The organism is Halomonas sp. A29 (assembly GCF_046723295.1).
Taxonomy (GTDB): domain Bacteria; phylum Pseudomonadota; class Gammaproteobacteria; order Pseudomonadales; family Halomonadaceae; genus Halomonas.
The window spans coordinates 202,504-221,390 of record NZ_JAXQPR010000003.1 but is presented as its reverse complement, the minus strand read 5'-3'; the positions used below and the strand labels follow the sequence as shown (position 1 = coordinate 221,390).

Below are 18,887 nucleotides of genomic sequence, written 5' to 3'. Positions count from 1 at the left end.
AATGCGTCTGTTGCTATGGTCGTTCGTGCGGTTGCTGATCGTGCTGCCTTTGCTGGCGATCGGCGTCGCAATCCTCGTACTCGGTCTGGCGCTGTCGCCCTGGGGAGCCAGCTTGCTGCTCGAAGAGGGGGCCAAGCGGGGCTTCTACCAGTTGGAGCGCGTCGAGGGAGCACCGCTGGATCGCTTGGTGCTGCATGGTTTTCAGATCGAAACGGGCCCCGTCGATATCGCCGCCGAGCGACTCGAGCTTACCTGGGCGGATGATTGCCTGCTGCGCGGTCGCTTGTGCATCGAGCGCCTGGCCATGCAAGGCGGGCGCGTGCTGCTGCATCAAGGCGACGCCGAGCCTGAGCCGGCCCGGCCAGCCCCGCAGCGGGATGTCGCGAGCGACCCCATCCAACTGCCGCTGCCGATGGAGGTCCGTGAACTGGTACTCGAAGATACCCGGGTTCAACTGGCCGACGGCACGCAGATCGAGCTTGCACGACTGGCGACGAAGGCACAGGCGGAGCGGGCCCAACTGCAACTGGGCGGCTCTCGTGCTGACGGTCTGCGCGTCGTGCTGCCCACAAGTCCCCAGCCGGCGCCGGGCAGTGACGACGAAGTGGCACAGCGGTCCGCACTGGAGGCGCTCGAAGACGCACCGCAAACGCTGGACCCGGTACCGTTTCGCTTCCCGCTGGATATATTGGCGCCAGAACTCGACATAGAGAACGTCGAGCTGTGGCTTGCCGATGGCACGCGGATCGGCTGGGATTCCCTCTACACCGGCATCGAGGCCGAGGATGAGCGACTGACCCTGCTGCCTACGCGACTGACCCAACTGCAGGTGGACATCCCGCCATCCGGTGCGGCCCAGCTGGCCCTGGAGGCGCCGGTCGATGCCCCGGCGCTGAGCGAGCAGGCACTGATTGCTGCAGCAACCGTGCAAGCCCCGGCCGCCGAGCCAGCGCTGCCCTTCGAAGAGCGCGAACGTATCGCGCTACCCGAGATCGTACTGCCGTTGACCATCTCGGCGCCCCGTGTCCATGTTGACGGTATCGAAGTGAGCGGTCCGCTGGACTACGCCTTGCGCCACCTCACCCTTGCCTTCGAGGCGAGCGGCCAGCAAGTGGAGATAGCGGCGCTGGAAGCTGCCAGCCTCGATGCCGATGCCAGGCTTACCGCTAGGATCGAACTACGTGACGACTACCCGCTTGAGGCTCGGCTCGAGACCGCCCTGTGGCTGCCCGAGCTGATGCCTGAGCTGGCCGGCCAGCGCCTCGACCTGAGACTGGGCGGCAGCCTGGGCGATCTCAGCGCAGAGCTGGTGGCTCACGGCCCGGTAGACGTCCGCTTGACGGCACAAGCCGATGTGCTGGACCCCACCGTGCCATTCAGCGCCTCTCTGCAGAGCGAATTCCTACGCTGGCCGCTGCCCATGGCCGCGGAACTGGCACAGTCGGAGGAGCTTGCCGAGCCTTATGTCGTCGAGGATCTCTCCCTGCGTCTATCGGGTAGTCTGGTCGACTACAGCGCTGCGCTGTCGATGCGCCTGGAAGGCCCCGATATCCCCCTGACTCGGGTCGCCCTGTCGGGAAGTGGCGATTTCGAACACTTCGCCTGGACGCCGCTGTCGCTTAGCCTCGGCAATGCCTCGGTGGTCAGCCGGGGACGCATCGAATGGCACGATGGCATTGATGTCGACGCCACGGCGCGATTCGACAATGTCGATCCTGGTCTGTTTACAGATGCCATGGAAGGCCGTCTCGACGGTAACCTGGATGTCGCCTTCAGCCAGAGCCCGGAGGGTTGGCAACTGCGCGTGCCGCGCTTGGCAATCGACGGCGAGTTGCAGGAATTGCCGCTGTCGCTGCGGGCGCGCCTGGCTGGCAACAGCGACATGCAATGGCAGGTGCAGGAGTTCGATTTTCGTCAGGGCAACAACCGGGTCACGGCCAGTGGAGCGATCGCGGACAGTCGAATGGACTTGAGCGGGGATATCTCGCTTACCGAGCTTGGCAGCCTGCACGACGAGCTGAGTGGCAGCTTGACAGGGCGCTTCCGTACCGCGGGCACGCCGGAGCGGCCAAGGCTGAACTTCGATCTGGAGGGCCAGGAACTGGCCTTCGCCGACAATCGCCTGGAGAGGCTGCGACTCGCGGGCAGCATACAGGGCCTGGACGATCCCGAGCTCGATGTGAACCTCGACGTCGAGCGCCTCAATGCCGGCGGGCAGCGATTCAGCGAGGTCACTCTTGGGCTGACCGGTCGCCTGTCGTCCCATCGCGCTGAACTGATGGCCATGGCCGGCCGCGGCATGCCACTGTCGCGGGCTTCGCTGGTCCTCGAGGGTGGCCTGGCGACCGAACGTCAGCGCTACACAGGTCGCATCGACCCGTTGGAAGTCGACACCGACTACGGAGACATGCGTCTCGACGAACCGATCGCCTTCACTGCCGACCTGGCTACTGGCCGGGCCCAGGTACAGCCGTTCTGTTTGCGCCGTGAGCAGGGCGGGCGCCTGTGCCTGGAGGAGACGCTGCAGGCGGGAGCCGATCAGGGGCAATTGAGCGTGACCGTGCGTAGCCTGCCCATGGAGATGTTCGAGGAGTGGTTGCCGGAAGATTGGCGTGCCGGGGGACAGACCGACCTGCAGCTCCAGGCCCGCTGGCGTCAGGGCGGAAGACAGTGGAATGTCGCGGCGGATCTCGCCAGCGAACTCGACCTCGAAGGTCGCGATATCTATGGGCAGCCCTGGTCGCTGCCGGATACTCGCCTGAACGTCCGGCTCGATGCCAGCCAGGCGCGCATGGCGCTAGAGCTCCGGTTGGGGCTGGGTGATGCGGGTCGCATCGATCTGGACATCGCTCTCGACGACCCCCTGGGTAGCGGTGAGTTGAGCGGCGTACTGGTCCTCGACGGGCTGGACCTGTCGCGCTACCGGACCCTGGCCGAGGGGCTCGACATGCTGGAAGGCATTGTCGCTGGCCGGGTCGGGATAGCGGGTACGCGAGACAACCCGAGCCTGAATGGTGCGCTCGAGCTCAGCGGCCTGCGTGCCTCGGGGCTCGATGTGCCGCTGATCGTCGAGGATGGCCGCATACGCATCGAGTTCAATGGCGACAGTGCCAGGCTCATGGGCTATGTGGCCAGCGACGAAGGGCGCCTGGTCATCGACGGTAATGCCAGCTGGCCATCGCTTGATGAGTGGCGCATCGCCGTGGACCTGGACGGTACCCAGCGTCCACTGCTGGTGAGCCTGCCGCAGTTCGGTCGGCTACGCATTGCCCCGCAGATCGCCGTGCGGATCAATCCGCAGGAGCTGCGCGTGCGTGGCGACGTCCAGGTACCCTGGGCCAGGCTCGAGATCGGCGAAGCCCCACCGGCGGCGGTCAGTCCCAGTCCTGACGAGATCATCATCACTCGTCGTGACGAGGCGCGAGCCCAGCGGCAGGAGGAACTAGAGGCGACCTCCGGCGGCGACGAAGCGGCTGCGGTTGCCCTGCGCGAGGCCGGCATGCGCTTGGACGTACGGCTGGAACTGCACCTCGGGCCCGACATGATGCTTGCCGCCTCGGGACTCGAGACCGGGCTCGCCGGAACCTTGCAAGTGCGTCAACAGGACGGTCCGGTGCAGCTGTTCGGCGAGGTCAACCTCACCGATGGTCGCTTCCGAGCCTTCGGCCAGGATCTGTTGATCCGGCAGGGCCAGCTGTTGTTCAGCGGCCCACCGGACCAGCCGCTGCTCGACTTCGAGGCCATTCGCAACCCGGACATCACCGACGACGGTGTCATAGCCGGCTTGCGTGTCAGCGGGTTTGCCGCCGAGCCCATCCTGACGATCTTCTCCGAGCCGGCCATGGACGAGGCGCGGGCGCTTTCCTACCTGTTGCGCGGTCGCGCGCCCAGGGATGGCGATGCCGACGGGGCGCTGACGGCGGCCCTGGTCGGTTTGACGCTGGGCCAGACAGGCGGCGTGGTGGGCGCCATCGGCCAGGCCTTCGGCATCGATGACCTGGCGCTGGAAACCACCGGCGTTGGTGACGAAAGCCAGGTGGTGGTCAGCGGTTACCTGACAGAAGATCTGCGCGTCAGCTATGGTGTCGGTATCTTTTCGCCGATCGCGGAACTCACTCTGCGCTACACCCTGTGGCGCAACCTGTACGTGCAGGCCGTCTCCGGCGCCGCCCAGGCCGTCGACCTGGTGTACCTCTTCACGCGGCCTGGCCGACCGCCCAGACTCGAGGGCCAACCATGAAATTTTTCAGCCCCTCTTCATCGAGGACAACGTCATGAACGTCGACCCAGCCGAAGCCCTGCCGGGGCGTGAGACACCGCTCCAAGTCTCGGGGATCCATGCCGTGAACGGGCGTTCCATGCTGCCTCCTTTTCCGCAGGGGCACGAGCAGATCGTCTTCGGCCTCGGCTGCTTCTGGGGGGCCGAGCGCCTGTTCTGGCAGTTGCCCGGAGTCCATGTCACGGCGGTGGGGTATGCCGGCGGAGTGACGCCCAACCCCACCTACGAGGAGACCTGTAGCGGGCGCACCGGCCATGCTGAGGTGGTCCAAGTGGTTTTCGACCCTCGGGAAGTGGATATCGAGACGCTGCTCAAGGTGTTCTGGGAGGCGCATGACCCGACCCAGGGCATGCGGCAGGGCAACGATATCGGTAGCCAGTATCGCTCGGCGATCTATACCTACAGCGATACCCAGCTCTCCGCAGCGCGACGCAGCCGCGACACCTACCAGTACTCCTTGGCCCAGGCCGGGCAAGGGCGGATCACCACGGAAATAGCGCCGCTGGAGGCCTTCTTTCTGGCGGAGGAGTACCACCAGCAATACCTGCACAAGAATCCGGGAGGCTATTGCGGCCTGCGAGGGACCGGGGTCAGTTGTCCGATCGGCTGAGGTGGCGACCCATGGCCGATTGCCACGAATCGCCAGTGTCGGCCCAGCAGGCGAGTTCGTCAGCCAGGCGTCGCGCCAGCCAGGGCTGCAGGCGTCGGTTACGCCACTCCATGAAGCCGACATGACCGCCATGGCGGGTAATTTCCAGACGCACCGCATCGGCTGGCTCGGGTAGACGCTCGAACAGGCCCGCAGGCATGAAGGGGTCGTCGTCGGCATGCAGGATCAGGGTGGGTAGCTCGACCTCACCGAGCAAGCGACCGGCGGAGGCGCGCCGGTAGTAATCGGTAGCATCGCTGAAGCCATGCAGCGGCGCAGTCACTGCATCGTCGTATCCCCACAGGCTATCGATTCGCGACAGTGCACGGCTATCCAGTGCCAAGGGCAGCTCGCCACGCTCAAGGCGGGGTGCAACCTTGCGTTTCAGTGCGTTCAGCAGATGACGTTCATAAACTCGCGAAAAACCGCGATGCAGCCTCTCCGCACTGGCTGCGAGGTCGAGCGGGGCACTGACGACGATCGCCCCGGCCAGGTCGATGCCACCGCCACCTTGTTCGGCGACGAGCTTGAGCAGCATGTTGCCGCCCAGCGAGACACCGGCCGCCACCTTCAGCGCCTTGGGGTAGCGTCGTGACAGTTCATTTATCAGCCAATAGGCATCGGCGGTATCGCCGCTGTGGTAGGCGCGGGGTAGGCGATTCGGCTGATGGCCACAGCCGCGAAAATGCATGAGCAACGAGCGCCAGCCCATGCCACTGGCCGTTGCCAGCAACCAGCGGGCGTAAGGTGAATCGAATGACCCCTCGAGGCCATGGAACAGCACGAAGACCGGTGCCTCCGGGCTCGCAGGGGCCGGTCGGATCCAGTTGAGCTCCACGAAGTCGCCGTCGGGCAGCTCGAGGATCTCGCTGTCGCGTGCAAGCCGGAGCCTGGGCAACAGGCGAGGCAGCAGCGTCTGCACGTGCGGGTTGGTCAAGCCGTGCGGGGGAGCGAAGCTGGCGTGCTGCCACCGTTCACGCATGGGATTACTCGATATCTGCGGTCAGGTTCCTGGCTGCGTGGGCCGTGACGCTCACGTTGTCCTCGGTGCGAATGCCGCCATGAGGAGCCAGGCGCTCGATCAAAGCCCAGTTCAGGTGCTGGCCCGTGGGTGACGACTCGAGCGGCTCGAGCAGCATGGGTATGACGTACAGCCCCGGTTCTATGGTGACCGCCATTCCCGTTTCCAGTTCCCGCGTCAGCCTCAGGGCCGGATGCTCGGGTGGCGGTGGCAGGGGAGTGCCATCGCGTGCCGTGCGGCCAGCCACGTCGTGGACCTGGACGCCGAGCAGGTGGCCAAGCCCATGGGGACAGAAGGCTCGTGTGATACCGCTTTGCACGGCACTCTCCGCCGAGACGGTGACCAACTCGCTTTCAACCAGCAGCTCGCCGAGCAAGTGATGCATCCGCTCATGAAGCTCGACGAAGTCGACGCCGGGTGCGACCGCTGCGATCAGGCGCTGCTTGATCTGATGCATCCGCTCGACCAGCGCGGTGAAGGTGGGCTCTGCGTCCGGTCCCGGCCAGGTACGGGTGATATCCGCACAGTAGCCACGATAGCGGTGACCTGCGTCCACCAGCAGGCTGTAGCGCTTGTGTGGCGTTGCCGTGTCGTAATGCTGGTAGTGCAACACCGCGGCGTGGCCGCCGATGCCGACGATATTGCCATAGGGCAATTCACTTTCACGCTGGCGAGAGGCCTGGAGGTAGGCCAGGTGGATGTCTAATTCGCTGCCTCCAGCCAGAAAGGCTTCCCGGGCGGCACGGTGGCCGAGCATGGCCATGCGATTGGACTCGCTCAGACAGGTAGTCTCGAATTCGCTCTTGCGCACGCGGCCCTCGTCCAGCGCGGCCAGCAGCGCAGGTGGGTTGCACTGTACTCCAAGCGCCGAGGCGGTTGTCTCGGAGACGTTGCCGATTACGGCAAATCGGCCTGTGCCGAGCTTCGGGGGGGCATCGTAGCGGCCCGTCAGCACCTCGAAATGCTCGGTCCATGCTTGCTCGGGGAGGTGGGGCGGCAGATGCCAGAAGTCGTCCGGTGCATGGAAATAGCAGATGGGCCGTTGCCCGGGGCGAATCAGCAGCCAGCTATGGGCCAGTCCGGCCTGGCCGATCCAGTGTTGAAAATGACCATAGCTGCTGAAACTGGCGTGCTGGTCGTCGCCGAAGTGAAGGGCAGGATGGCCGCTGTATATCAGCACGCCATCGTAGCCCAGTGAGGTCAGCACCTCGGCATAGTCCCGCTCGAGGATTTGGAGATGTTCACGCTGAAGCGTGGCAAGTGGGTCTGACATGAGGTTTCCCTGCGGTGGACATCGCTCGCAGTGTAAAAGGCGGAGCCAAAGGTTTCGAGCCGGTCCGCATCAGCAGGCGTCGGGGCTGGCCTCGATTCGGTCGATGCGATAGAGCGTGGCCACCTGATCCAGGCCCTTCACGGTGCACTCGAGATCGGTGATGCGGCCGTCGCCGAGGCCGTAGATCCAGCCGTGTACGGCCAACGGCTGGCCGCGCTGCCAGGCGAGCTGGACGATCTTGGTACGACACAGGTTGTTGACCTGTGCCTGCACGTTGAGCTCGCACATGCGATCGATCTGCTGATCGAGAGGAAGATGCGCCAGGGAAGAGCGGTGGTGGCTATAGAGCTCACGCACCGAGTGCAACCAGTAATCGACCATGCCGCATTCGCCACCGGCCACTGCCGCACGCACGCCGCCGCAGCCGTAGTGACCCACGACCATGATGTGCTTGACCTGCAACACGTCGACGGCGTATTGCACTACGGACAGTGCATTCATGTCGTTATGATGCAGCAGGTTGGCGACGTTGCGATGAACGAAGACCTCGCCCGGCGGCAGTGACACGATCTGATTGGCGGGTACTCGGCTATCCGAACAGCCGATCCACAGGTAATTGGGATTCTGTTGTTGCGAAAGCCGCGTGAAGTAATCCGCATCCTCACGACACATCCGCTCCGCCCAGGAGCGGTTGTTGTCGAGCAGGATTTCGATTTCCTTGTCCATGGTTGGGTCCCGTTGGCCAGGGGTGGCTGTTGTGGAGCGCCTCTTGTACCGCCGCTGGCGGTGGGGGTCAACCAACCGATGCCGAAGCGGGAGTCGGCTCTACACGCAAGGGGCGCGCTGGTAAAATCATGCGATCCGACCGGGCCAGTTATTCCACACCCGGCAAGACAAGGAGAATCGTGTGTCTGATTTCGACTATGACCTGTTCGTCATTGGCGCAGGCTCCGGTGGGGTGCGTGCCGCCCGTACCGCGGCAGCGACCGGTGCACGGGTGGCCGTTGCCGAGGACCGCTACCTGGGCGGGACCTGCGTCAACGTTGGCTGTGTACCCAAGAAACTATACTCTTATGCCGCACATTTTCACGATGCCTTTCGGGATGCGCGGGGCTTCGGCTGGAGCCTGCCGGAAGCCCCAGTGTTCGACTGGGCCACGCTGCGTGATAACAAGGTCCGCGAAATCGCCCGGCTCAACGAGATTTACGGCCGCCTGCTGGACAATGCCGGCGTACGCCTGATCAACGGGCGAGCACGGGTGGTGGATGCGCACCGAGTCGAGGTGGCAGGGGAGAGCTTCACTGCTGCCAAGATTCTGGTGGCTGTCGGCGGCTGGCCTTGGGTGCCCGATTTTCCCGGGCGCGAGCTGACCGTGACCTCCAACGAAGTGTTCGATCTGGAGCGGATGCCGCGACGTTTCCTGGTCCTCGGCGGTGGCTATATCGCAGTGGAGTTCGCCAGTATCTTCAACGGCCTGGGCAGCGAGTCCCATCTGGTCTATCGCGGTGAGCTGTTCCTGCGCGGTTTCGACCGTGAAGTGCGCGAGTTCACCCGTGAGCAGATGGCGGCCAAGGGTGTCAACCTGCACTTCGAGACCAACATCGAGAGCATCGACAAGGTCGAGGGAGGCTTGCTGGTGTCGCTCACCAACGGCGAATCGCTGGAAGTCGATGCCGTGTTGGCCGCTACCGGTCGCAAGCCCAATCTCGAGGGCGTCGGGCTCGACGCGCTGGGCGTCGATCTCAACCCTGACGGCAGCGTCAAGGTGAACGACCGCTTCGAGACCTCGATACCTTCCATCCTGGCGCTGGGCGACGTGACCGGTGGGCCGGAACTGACGCCGGTGGCCCTGGCCGAAGCGATGCACCTGGTACAGCAGCATTTCTCTGACGCGCCGACTGCGCCGATGGATTATCGCAACATCGCTACCGCCGTGTTCTGTCATCCCAACATCGGTACGGTCGGGCTTGCGGAGGAACAGGCACGCAAGCAGTATGCTGCGATACGGGTCTACCGCACTGATTTTCGTCCCATGAAGCATACGCTTTCCGGCAGCGAGGAGCGCTGCCTGATGAAGCTGATCGTCGATGACGCCAGCGACGTGGTGGTTGGTGCCCATATGGTAGGCGAGGAGGCCGGTGAGCTGATCCAAGGCATCGCCATTGCCGTGAGGGCCGGTCTCACCAAGGCGGATTTCGATGCCACGGTCGGTATTCACCCGACGGCCGCCGAGGAATTCGTCACCATGCGTACGCTTTCACGCCACTGAACTACACTCCTGCTGAAACACGCTCCTTTGATCATCGGGCTGCCTTAGGGCTGCCCGATTTCGTTTTGCCACTTGTTCACCAACGTGGTCTAGACTTTTCCCTGGTGCTTGTCCATAGCGCTTCTCCATAGTGTTTCTCCCTAGCGCTTTGGCAACCAATGATAATTTTTTGTTATGCAACCGTGCCGTAGCCATAATGCTAGTTTTGATTTGCCGGTGAGCCCTGTTATTATTAGCCGCAACATCGCTACAGCGAAGCCTTACCATGAACGTGACACCGCAGCCTTTTACACCCTCCGCCGAGCTGGCCCGCCCCAGTGTGGCCGATGCCGTAGTCGGCAGTGATGCCTCGCCACTGTTCATTCGCAAGCCCAACCCGGACGATGGCTGGGGAATCTACGAGCTGGTCAAGTCCTGCCCGCCGCTCGACGTCAACTCCGCCTATGCCTATCTGCTGCTAGCGACGCAATTCCGTGATACCTGCGCCGTTGCCACCAATGAAGAAGATGAAATCGTCGGCTTCGTGTCGGGTTACGTGAAGAGCAACGCGCCGGATACCTATTTCCTCTGGCAGGTGGCGGTAGGCGAGAAGGCCCGCGGCACCGGCCTGGCTCGGCGCCTGGTCGAGGCGGTCATGAGCCGCCCGGAAATGAACGAAGTGCATCATCTGGAAACGACCATCACGCCGGACAACCAGGCGTCGTGGGGGTTGTTCCGCCGCCTCGCCGATCGCTGGCAGGCGCCTCTCAATAGCCGTGAGTACTTCTCCACGGATCAACTCGGCGGAGAACATGACCCCGAGAATCTCGTGCGCATCGGCCCTTTCGACACACGGCGCATCTGATCCCATCCGATTCGCTGGATGGTCGAGGCCTTCGGCCGTCCATGCTTCCCTATGCTTGATTATTCCGACAGGAGGTCGACATGCAGACCCAGATTCTCGAACGTCTCGAATCCAACGTGCGAACCTATTCGCGCTCTTTCCCCGTCGTCTTCACCACGGCCAGGAACGCTCGATTGACCGATGAGGAGGGGCGCGAGTACATCGATTTCCTGGCCGGGGCCGGCACCCTCAACTATGGCCACAACAATCCGCACCTCAAGCAGGCGATGCTCGACTACCTGGACAGCGACGGGATCGTGCACGGCCTCGATTTCTGGACCGCCGCCAAGCGTGACTACCTGGAGACCCTCGAAGAGGTGATCCTCAAGCCGCGCGGGCTGGAATACAAGGTTCACTTGCCGGGGCCGACCGGCACCAACGCCGTCGAGGCGGCGATTCGCCTGGCCCGGGTGGCCCAGGGACGGCACAACATCGTCACCTTCACCAATGGCTTCCACGGTGTGACCATGGGGGCACTGGCCACTACCGGCAACCGCAAGTTCCGTGAAGCCACCGGTGGGATTCCGCTGCAGGGCAGCGCCTTCATGCCTTATGACGGCTACTTGGGCGAGCATACCGACAGCCTGGACTATTTCGAGAAGCTATTGGGCGACAATTCAAGTGGCCTGGACCTGCCGGCGGCGGTCATCGTCGAGACTGTGCAGGGCGAGGGCGGCATCAACGTGGCAGGGCTCGACTGGCTCAGGCGCCTGGAGCGGATCTGTCGAGACAACGGCATCCTGCTTATCGTCGACGACATTCAGGCCGGCTGCGGTCGTACCGGCAAGTTCTTCAGCTTCGAGCATGCCGGCATCAAGCCCGACATCGTGACCAACTCCAAGTCGCTGTCCGGCTTCGGTCTGCCGTTCGCCCACGTGCTGATGCGGCCGGATCTCGACAAATGGAAGCCGGGCCAATACAACGGCACCTTCCGCGGCTTCAACCTGGCCTTTGCCACGGCCGCGGCCGCCATGCGGCAGTACTGGCGTGACGATACCTTCGAGCGTGATGTCCAGCGCAAGGGCAGGGTAGTCGAGGACCGCTTCCAGAAGATCGCCGCCTGGATCACCGAACAGGGTGTGTCGGCCTCCGAGCGTGGCCGCGGCCTGATGCGCGGCATTGATGTGGGCGATGGCGAACTGGCCGACAAGATCACCGCCAAGGCCTTTGAGAAGGGGTTGGTGATCGAGACCAGCGGCCAGGCCGGCGAAGTGGTCAAGTGTCTGTGCCCGTTGACCATTCCTGACGAGGACTTGCTCGAAGGGCTGGATATCCTCGAGGCAAGTGTCAAGGAAGTCATGACCTGAGTTAGTGCCGGTGCCATTATCCGATACGGCACCCAACGCATTCATGTTAACGGTCGGCTGTAGTTGCTGCATGTAGTTGCTGTAGTTGTAACGGCAGCCGGCCAGTCCAAGAATCGAATGGAGACTGGAAGATGATCGTTCGCAATCTCGAGGAAGCGCGCAAGACGGACCGCCTGGTCAAGGCGGAAAGCGGCACTTGGGACAGCACACGTCTGGTGCTGGCCAACGATGGTGGTGGTTTTTCGTTCCACATCACGCGGATCTACGAAGGCACCGAGACGCACATCCATTACAAGCATCACTACGAGTCGGTGTACTGCATCGAAGGTGAAGGCGAAGTGGAAACCCTGGCCGACGGCAAGATCTGGCCGATCAAGCCGGGCGACATCTATATTCTCGACCAGCACGACGAGCACTTGCTGCGGGCACACAAGACCATGCATCTGGCCTGCGTGTTCACGCCGCCGATCACTGGCAAGGAAGTGCATCGTGAGGATGGCTCTTACGCGCCGGCCGATGAAGCCTGAACCTGGCTTGGAATGAAAGCGACGTGAAATGAAAGTGGCTTGGCGTGAATTGATATGCAGAGGAACCTCGGCAGCGAGCCGGGGTTCTTTGCGGAAGTTGTATGCTTTTGGGCCATACATGCCGACTGGGCGGCTCCAGCGAGCCGACATCGAGATGTAGCGCGATGGCGCGGGATAGCATGTGAGTTCGTGTAATGTATATTATGTTAAATGTGATCTCTGTCATGGCGTTGGACAACGCCACCTCGAAATCCTTATCATCCTCCGTCATGTTTCACCGCGACGAAGCGTGTGTCCTTCAAGCCAAGCCCACTGCCGCTACGTTTTTCCCGTAGCCCGACCGGAGGCTGTCGATTCCAATGCGACCGAGAACGCTATCCGCACCCATACCCTGGTTGCTGAGTTCATTGTTGATCAGCGGATGCGCCCTCACACCCGACTCACAGTCAGAGCCCGAGCCCACACTCAGCCCCGCAGCCTTCGAGGCGCGCATCGGCCAGCTCGAGGAACAGATTGCGCAGAGCTGCGACCGCTCCGATACCCAGGCCGCCAATGAGCGGCAACAAACGGAATTGCTTGCCGAATTGCGCGATGCCGGGATCACACTTCGCCACCTTCGTGGCGATATCGAACGGCTGGAGCAGCGTCGTGGCGACGACCCGGTGCTGATTCCGGCCGAATGCAGCGGTGAGCTGAGCGAGACGCTCTCCTCCAAGGAAATGGTTGGCCGTGCCGAATGGATTGGTCTTCCCGACGTGGGCACCTATCTGCGTGCACGCGTGGATTCCGGTGCCAACACCTCCTCCCTGTCCGCCACGGATGTCACGCGCTTCGAGCGTGACGGAGAGGATTGGGTACGCTTCAAGCTGGGTTTGAACGACGATGATATCGTCGTCGATAACGTGCGTGACGAATGGATCGAACGTCCGGTGGAGCGTCGCGTTCGTATCCTGCAGGCGGCAGGTAGCGAGTCGCGTCCGGTGGTCAGCATGATGATGTCCCTCGGGCCGATCCGCGAGACGGTGGAATTCACCCTGAGCGACCGCACCCATCTCAACTACCCGGTGCTGCTCGGGCGTCGCTTCCTGATGGATATCGCGGTGATCGACGTGGCGGAGAACTACCTACATCCACGTCCCGAGTTTCCCGGAGGTCGCCCGGCCTCCGAGGCGCCGGAGGATGAGATCAACGACCGGGACGAAGAAGAAGGCTGATACCGAGCCTGTTTGCCCTATTTGCAAGGATGATACATGTCGCGACTGCCCTTCTATCTCATCGTGGGTCTTCTGATGGTGCTCGGCATCGGTACGAGCCTGCACCGCCATATTCAGATGGAGGTGCCTTGGACCCCTGGCGAGCTGCGACAGATCTGGGAGGTCGAGGCGATCGTTGACTTCACCGCCCTGGGCGAGCCCGTCCGGGTGGACCTGGCACTGCCCTCGCATCAGCGTGGCTACCGGATCCTGACCGAGAACACCGCGTCACCGGGTTACGGCCTGTCGTTCCTGCAGGACGAGACTGGCCGCCGCGCACAGTGGTCGATCCGCCGTGCAACGGGCAGCCAGCAGCTCTACTACTCCGTGCGTCTGCAGGTGACCGATGACCGCCGGCAACGCCAGGTTTCTCGTCCGGAGCTGCGCGAAATCAGTTGGGAACGGCCCTACGATACGGCAGCAGCTCAGGTGATCGAGCGCGCCTGGATGCGCAGTGCCGACCCCTATACCTTTACCCGGGAGTTGATTCGCGACTTCAACGAGGATCGACAAGGGGAGAATGCGCGGCTGCTGCTGACCCAGTTCGAGCGCACCGCCCTCCTGGTGCGCCTGCTCAACCAGGCCGGCGTTCATGCCCGTGAAGTCAGCGGCCTGGTACTCGAGGATGGCCGCCGTCGGCAGGCACTGACCTCTTGGATCATGGTCTTCACAGACGAAGAGAACTGGGCGCTGTTCAACCCGCGCACCGCCGATCAGGGGCAGCCGGAAAATCTCATGCTCTGGGAGACCGGTGGGCGTGCAGTACTCGAAGTCCAGGGGGGGAGCAACTCTCGGGTCACCTTCTCCATGCTGTCGCGCAGCCAGCCAGCCGCGGCCGCCGTGCGCAGCCAACTGGCCGACGATACCCTGCTCAACTTCTCGATTCACAGCCTGCCGCTCGAGGAGCAGGCACTGTTCCAGACCATTCTGCTGATTCCCATCGGCGCGCTGGTGGTCGTGTTCCTGCGCATCCTTGTCGGGATCAAGACGTCGGGGACCTTCATGCCCGTGCTGATCGCGCTGGCCTTCATCCAGACGACCTTGCCAACCGGCCTGATCGGCTTCCTGCTGATCGTTGCCGTTGGGCTGGTGATACGCAATTATCTGTCGTATCTCAACCTGCTGCTGGTGGCTCGAGTCTCGGCGGTGATCATCACGGTCATCGCCATCATCTCGATCTTCTCCGTACTCTCCTATCGTGTAGGGCTCAACGCCGGTCTGACGATCACCTTCTTCCCGATGATCATCCTGGCCTGGACCATCGAGCGCATGTCTATCCTGTGGGAGGAAGAAGGACCCAAGGAGGTCTTGATTCAGGGCGGGGGAAGCCTCATTACTGCGGTACTGGCCTATCTCGCCATGAACAACCCGTGGATACGCCATATCACTTTCAATTTCCTGGGCGTACAGCTCATCATCATGTCGCTGATACTGCTACTGGGTAACTACACGGGATACCGGTTGCTCGAGCTGAGACGCTTCAAACCGGTCACCGAGGATTGAACAACATGTGGGCACGGCCGAGCCAGCTCCTGCGTCGCGGCATCATCGGAATGAACCGGCGCAACATTCGCTACATCGGACGCTACAACAGTCGGCGGCTCTACCCGCTGGTGGATGACAAGCTGAAAACCAAGCTGCTGGCAGAAAAGCATGGCATCACCACGCCTGCCCTGATCGGCACCGTCTCCACCCAGTTCGGCATCAAGGGCTTGCAGGGAATGATTGCCGGCCATTCGGGCTTCGTCATCAAGCCGGCCAAGGGCAGCGGCGGCAAGGGCATCCTGGTTATCGAACGTGTCGACCAGGATGGCTTCATCAAGCCCAGTGGCGTGCGTCTCGGCCTCGAGGATCTCCATCGGCACGTCTCCAATATCCTGTCCGGTCTCTATTCACTAGGTGGAACGCCGGACGTGGCCATGATCGAAGCCCTCATCAACTTCGACGAACAGCTCTCCGAGTACACCTACGAAGGCGTGCCGGACATCCGCGTGATCATCTTCCGCGGTTATCCGGTCATGGCCATGATGCGCCTCTCCACTGCCGCTTCCGACGGCAAGGCCAACCTGCACCAGGGGGCCGTGGGCGTAGGACTCGACATCGCCACGGGAACGGCTGTACGCGGCGTCCAGTTCGACCGCTCGCGACGCGACCACCCGGATACCGGCCATGAACTCGCCAGCCTGCACATCCCTGACTGGACCAGCCTGCTGGAACTGGCGGCAGGCTGCTACGAAATGACCGGACTCGGCTATCTCGGCACCGACATGGTGATCGACCGCAACCGAGGCCCCATGCTGCTCGAGCTCAATGCCCGCCCCGGGCTTGCCATTCAGATGGCCAACGGCGAAGGACTCCGCCCTCGCCTGGACCTGGTGGAGAAGCAGCCCGAGGGGTTGGGGGTCAAGGAGCGGGTCGCCTTCGCCCAGCGGCACTTCGCCCGCCAGGGCGAACTCAAGGGACTACCCGAGGAGACCGAGCTGGCCCAGCCCTGCCTCAGCACGTAGAATGAAGGCCATTCCTGACATATCGGGTCGCCCATGACCGACGCTACCGCCCTGCTCGTGCAGGCCGAAAGACAGTGCCAACTTCGCGGGGTTCGCTTCACCCCGATTCGCCGACGCGTGCTAGAGATGATCGCCGGGGCCAGCGGTGGCCTGAAGGCCTATGAATTGCTCGATCGCCTGGCCGTCGAGCATGCGGCGGCCCGACCGCCGACAATCTACCGAGCGCTCGACTTCCTTATCGAGCAAGGGCTGGTGCATCGTATCGAATCGCTGAATGCCTATGTGGCTTGCCCCTGCCCCGAGCATGCCCACGGCTTCCAGCTATTGATCTGTCGCCACTGCGGGCGCGTCGAGGAGTTGCATCTGGATGACGTCAATGCCCAGCTCAGCGCCCAGGCGCGCGACCTGGGCTTTCGTGTCGAACGCCAGACTATCGAGCTCTTGGGCAGCTGCGACCTGTGTCTGAATGCTGCAGCGCGGGCCTGAGCCAGCCATAACGGAAACGCCATGACCGATACCTTCAAGCAACTCGAGCGTGCCGAGCTCGATGCCCGTCTGCCGCTGGCGCGGGTTCTCGATGCGGTGTGCTTCAACGGCGACGGCTTGATTCCCGCCATTGCCCAGCAGCATGACACCGGCGAGGTGTTGATGATGGCCTGGATGAATCGCGAGTCGTTGCAAGAGACGCTCTCGACCGGGCGCGTCTGCTACTGGTCGCGTTCGCGGGGCAAGCTGTGGCGCAAGGGGGAATCCTCCGGCCAGCAGCAGCACCTGCGGGCAGCCAGTCTCGACTGCGATGGCGATACCCTGCTGCTGCAGGTCGAACAGACCGGCCCGGCCTGTCATACCGGACGCCGCAGCTGCTTCTACGTGGCCCTGGAAGGCTCCGAGGCGCGTATCAGCAGTGAGCCGCTGATCGATCCCGAGGCCCTCTATCGCAAGCCGGTGGAGGATCGCTGAGCCATGCCCTGCCTGACGGCCTGGCTCGTGCGCCTGGGCAGGTTGCTGCGAGCTGCCCTGGGGCTGTCGATGATCGCCCTGGTGAGACTCTACCAACTGGTGGTGAGCCCCCTGCTGGGGCCGCGCTGTCGTTTCTGGCCCAGTTGTTCGCACTATACCGTTGAAGCCATCCAGGTCCATGGTCCGCTGCGTGGCGGCTGGCTTGCCGCCAAGCGTATCGTGCGCTGCCACCCCGGCAGCAACGGCGGCATCGATCCCGTGCCTGGCGGGCTGAGCGAGCGAATGTGCCGTGAAGATCCCGAGCTCGACGAACACTTTTGCTGCCGTCCCGCCGGGCGTGCTGCCGAACAGCGCCAGGTCCGCCACTGATCCCGCTGACGGCTAGTAGCTGTCCACTTGTAGTAGCCCACTACCACCCTCCTCCGGTTCGTTCCTGCCACACTGGTCAGTGGTACATCCAACCACAACGATCCGATGAGGAGAGACGCCATGTCCGCCAAACGACTGCTCTTGCTGTGCGGCGACTTCGCCGAGGACTACGAGACCATGGTGCCGTTCCAGGCTCTGCAGGCCGTGGGCCATCGCGTTGATGCCGTATGTCCGGACAAGCGGGCCGGCGACAGCATCGCCACTGCCATCCACGATTTCGAGGGCGACCAGACCTACAGTGAGAAGCCTGGGCACCGCTTCACCCTCAACGCCGACTTTGCCGCTGTAGAACCTGGCGACTACGATGGGCTGGTGATTGCCGGCGGTCGCGCCCCGGAGTACCTGCGCCTGAACGACAAGGTCATTGCGCTGGTGCGTCATTTTTTTGAAGCCGACAAGCCGGTAGCGGCGATCTGTCACGGTGCCCAACTGCTGGCTGCCGCCCGCGTACTGGAGGGGCGTACCTGCTCGGCCTACCCCGCCTGCCGCCCCGAGGTGGAGCTGGCCGGCGGCCGCTATGCCGACATTGCGGTGGATGATGCCGTAACCGACGGCAAGCTGGTCACCGCCCCGGCCTGGCCCGCCCACCCGGCGTGGATCGCCCAGTTCCTGACCGTGCTGGGTACCCGTATCGAACTCTAGCCGCTATCCGAAACCACCTTGCCCTGGCCCGCTGTCGACGCCATGATGAAAGCGTCGGCCGGGCCAGCAAGGGAGGAGATGGCATGTGCAGGCTTTTCATCGGCGCCGAGCCGGACCTCTGGGAGCCCCAGACCCGCTCGATGCGGCTGGATGGCGTTTCGACCAGCGTGCGCCTGGAGCGCTTCTTCTGGAAGGTTCTCGAAGAAATTGGCAGGCGCGACGGCCTCTCTCTCAGCCAACTGGTCGCAAAGCTCTCCCGGGAGTGCGCCGAGGCCGGGCACGATCCGGCCAACTTTGCTTCCTTCCTGCGCGTCTGCTGCGGCCGCTACCAGGCTTTGCAGGTGGCGGGCGAGATTCCCACTGCGCCGGGCGTTGCCATTGCCAGCCTTGATGCCGAGGGCATTCTCATGCGGGAGCGTCAGCGGCATGCCGCTGCGCTTCCCGCAGTCCGGGGTCAGGCGGAGGCGGCCTCTTTCTCGGCGACTTCGTAGATCTTGCCGAGCATGGCATGCAGGCCATTGCTGCGCGTGGGAGAGAGATGCTTGTCGAGGCCCAGATCCTGCAGGAAGTGGGGACTGGTGTCGCGAATCTCGTTGGCTGGACGATCGTTGTAGATCCGCATCAGCACGGCGATCAGGCCGGAAACGATGGCCGCATCCGACACCGCATCGAAGTGCAGTACCTCGCCGTCGCGCTGGTGATGCATCCAGACGTTCGACTGACAGCCCTGAATCTTCAGTTCGGGCGTCTTCCACTCTTCGGGAAACGCCGGCAGTTGCTTGCCCATGTCGATGATGTACTGGTAGCGGTCCATCCAGTTGTCGAACATCTCGAACTCTTCCCGCAGCGCCTGCTGGGCCTGCTCGGCCGTGGCTTCGGTGGTCATGT

The 18,887-nt window shown here is 63.1% G+C and carries 18 protein-coding genes; 14 read left to right on the top strand and 4 right to left on the bottom strand.

Annotated features, from left to right (window positions below; all coding sequences use genetic code 11):
• The first annotated feature begins 1 nt into the window (after position 1).
• Positions 2-4,240 carry a translocation/assembly module TamB domain-containing protein gene (locus SPH52_RS07085; RefSeq protein WP_411794301.1) on the top strand — a complete coding sequence of 1,413 codons (4,239 nt, stop codon included), beginning with the start codon at positions 2-4 and terminating at the stop codon, positions 4,238-4,240.
• 34 nt (positions 4,241-4,274) lie between these two features.
• Entirely contained in the window at positions 4,275-4,889 is a 615-nt protein-coding gene (gene msrA, locus SPH52_RS07080) for a peptide-methionine (S)-S-oxide reductase MsrA (RefSeq protein WP_411794300.1), read from the top strand.
• Here msrA and SPH52_RS07075 read toward each other — a convergent pair.
• From SPH52_RS07075 to can, 3 genes are all read right to left on the bottom strand, one after another.
• Positions 4,870-5,910, bottom strand: coding sequence for a hydrolase (locus SPH52_RS07075; RefSeq protein ID WP_411794299.1), 1,041 nt, complete (start codon positions 5,908-5,910; stop codon positions 4,870-4,872). The genes msrA and SPH52_RS07075 overlap by 20 nt on opposite strands.
• A gap of 4 nt (positions 5,911-5,914) precedes the next feature.
• A complete protein-coding gene (pepQ, locus tag SPH52_RS07070) occupies positions 5,915-7,222 on the bottom strand; it encodes a Xaa-Pro dipeptidase (RefSeq protein WP_411794298.1) in 1,308 nt (435 codons plus the stop codon).
• Positions 7,223-7,291: 69 nt separating this feature from the next.
• Positions 7,292-7,948 (bottom strand): carbonate dehydratase, encoded by a 657-nt coding sequence (gene can / locus SPH52_RS07065; RefSeq protein ID WP_411794297.1) that lies wholly within the window; start codon positions 7,946-7,948, stop codon positions 7,292-7,294.
• Positions 7,949-8,129: 181 nt separating this feature from the next.
• Between can and gorA the strand changes: the two genes are divergently transcribed.
• From gorA to SPH52_RS07005, 12 genes are all read left to right on the top strand, one after another.
• Positions 8,130-9,491 (top strand): glutathione-disulfide reductase, encoded by a 1,362-nt coding sequence (gene gorA, locus SPH52_RS07060; RefSeq protein ID WP_411794296.1) that lies wholly within the window; start codon positions 8,130-8,132, stop codon positions 9,489-9,491.
• A gap of 265 nt (positions 9,492-9,756) precedes the next feature.
• Positions 9,757-10,335: a diaminobutyrate acetyltransferase gene (gene ectA, locus SPH52_RS07055; RefSeq protein WP_411794295.1), complete on the top strand. Its 579-nt coding sequence runs from the start codon at positions 9,757-9,759 to the stop codon at positions 10,333-10,335.
• Positions 10,336-10,415: 80 nt separating this feature from the next.
• Entirely contained in the window at positions 10,416-11,681 is a 1,266-nt protein-coding gene (gene ectB, locus SPH52_RS07050; protein ID WP_411794294.1) for a diaminobutyrate--2-oxoglutarate transaminase, read from the top strand.
• Positions 11,682-11,812: 131 nt separating this feature from the next.
• Positions 11,813-12,208, top strand: coding sequence for an ectoine synthase (locus SPH52_RS07045; protein WP_111411858.1), 396 nt, complete (start codon positions 11,813-11,815; stop codon positions 12,206-12,208).
• Positions 12,209-12,567: 359 nt separating this feature from the next.
• Complete coding sequence (locus SPH52_RS07040; protein WP_411794293.1) at positions 12,568-13,422, top strand: ATP-dependent zinc protease; 855 nt, start codon at positions 12,568-12,570, stop codon at positions 13,420-13,422.
• Positions 13,423-13,458: 36 nt separating this feature from the next.
• The gene (locus SPH52_RS07035) at positions 13,459-14,964 is read left to right on the top strand and encodes an inactive transglutaminase family protein (RefSeq protein WP_411794292.1); all 1,506 of its coding nucleotides are present in this window, start codon (positions 13,459-13,461) and stop codon (positions 14,962-14,964) included.
• Between the two features lie 5 nt (positions 14,965-14,969).
• Positions 14,970-15,968, top strand: a complete 999-nt coding sequence (locus SPH52_RS07030; RefSeq protein WP_411794291.1) for an alpha-L-glutamate ligase-like protein — start codon at positions 14,970-14,972, stop codon at positions 15,966-15,968.
• 33 nt (positions 15,969-16,001) lie between these two features.
• The gene (locus SPH52_RS07025) at positions 16,002-16,454 is read left to right on the top strand and encodes a transcriptional repressor (protein ID WP_411794290.1); all 453 of its coding nucleotides are present in this window, start codon (positions 16,002-16,004) and stop codon (positions 16,452-16,454) included.
• Between the two features lie 21 nt (positions 16,455-16,475).
• Positions 16,476-16,928: a phosphoribosyl-AMP cyclohydrolase gene (gene hisI / locus SPH52_RS07020; RefSeq protein ID WP_411794289.1), complete on the top strand. Its 453-nt coding sequence runs from the start codon at positions 16,476-16,478 to the stop codon at positions 16,926-16,928.
• A 3-nt stretch (positions 16,929-16,931) separates the two neighbouring features.
• A complete protein-coding gene (gene yidD / locus SPH52_RS07015) occupies positions 16,932-17,297 on the top strand; it encodes a membrane protein insertion efficiency factor YidD (RefSeq protein ID WP_411794288.1) in 366 nt (121 codons plus the stop codon).
• A 120-nt stretch (positions 17,298-17,417) separates the two neighbouring features.
• The gene (locus tag SPH52_RS07010; RefSeq protein ID WP_411794287.1) at positions 17,418-17,999 is read left to right on the top strand and encodes a DJ-1/PfpI family protein; all 582 of its coding nucleotides are present in this window, start codon (positions 17,418-17,420) and stop codon (positions 17,997-17,999) included.
• Between the two features lie 83 nt (positions 18,000-18,082).
• Positions 18,083-18,490, top strand: coding sequence for a ribbon-helix-helix domain-containing protein (locus SPH52_RS07005; RefSeq protein ID WP_411794286.1), 408 nt, complete (start codon positions 18,083-18,085; stop codon positions 18,488-18,490).
• Here SPH52_RS07005 and SPH52_RS07000 read toward each other — a convergent pair.
• Positions 18,454-18,885: a SufE family protein gene (locus tag SPH52_RS07000; protein WP_411794285.1), complete on the bottom strand. Its 432-nt coding sequence runs from the start codon at positions 18,883-18,885 to the stop codon at positions 18,454-18,456. The two genes, SPH52_RS07005 and SPH52_RS07000, sit on opposite strands and share 37 nt — an antisense overlap.
• Positions 18,886-18,887: the final 2 nt, after the last annotated feature.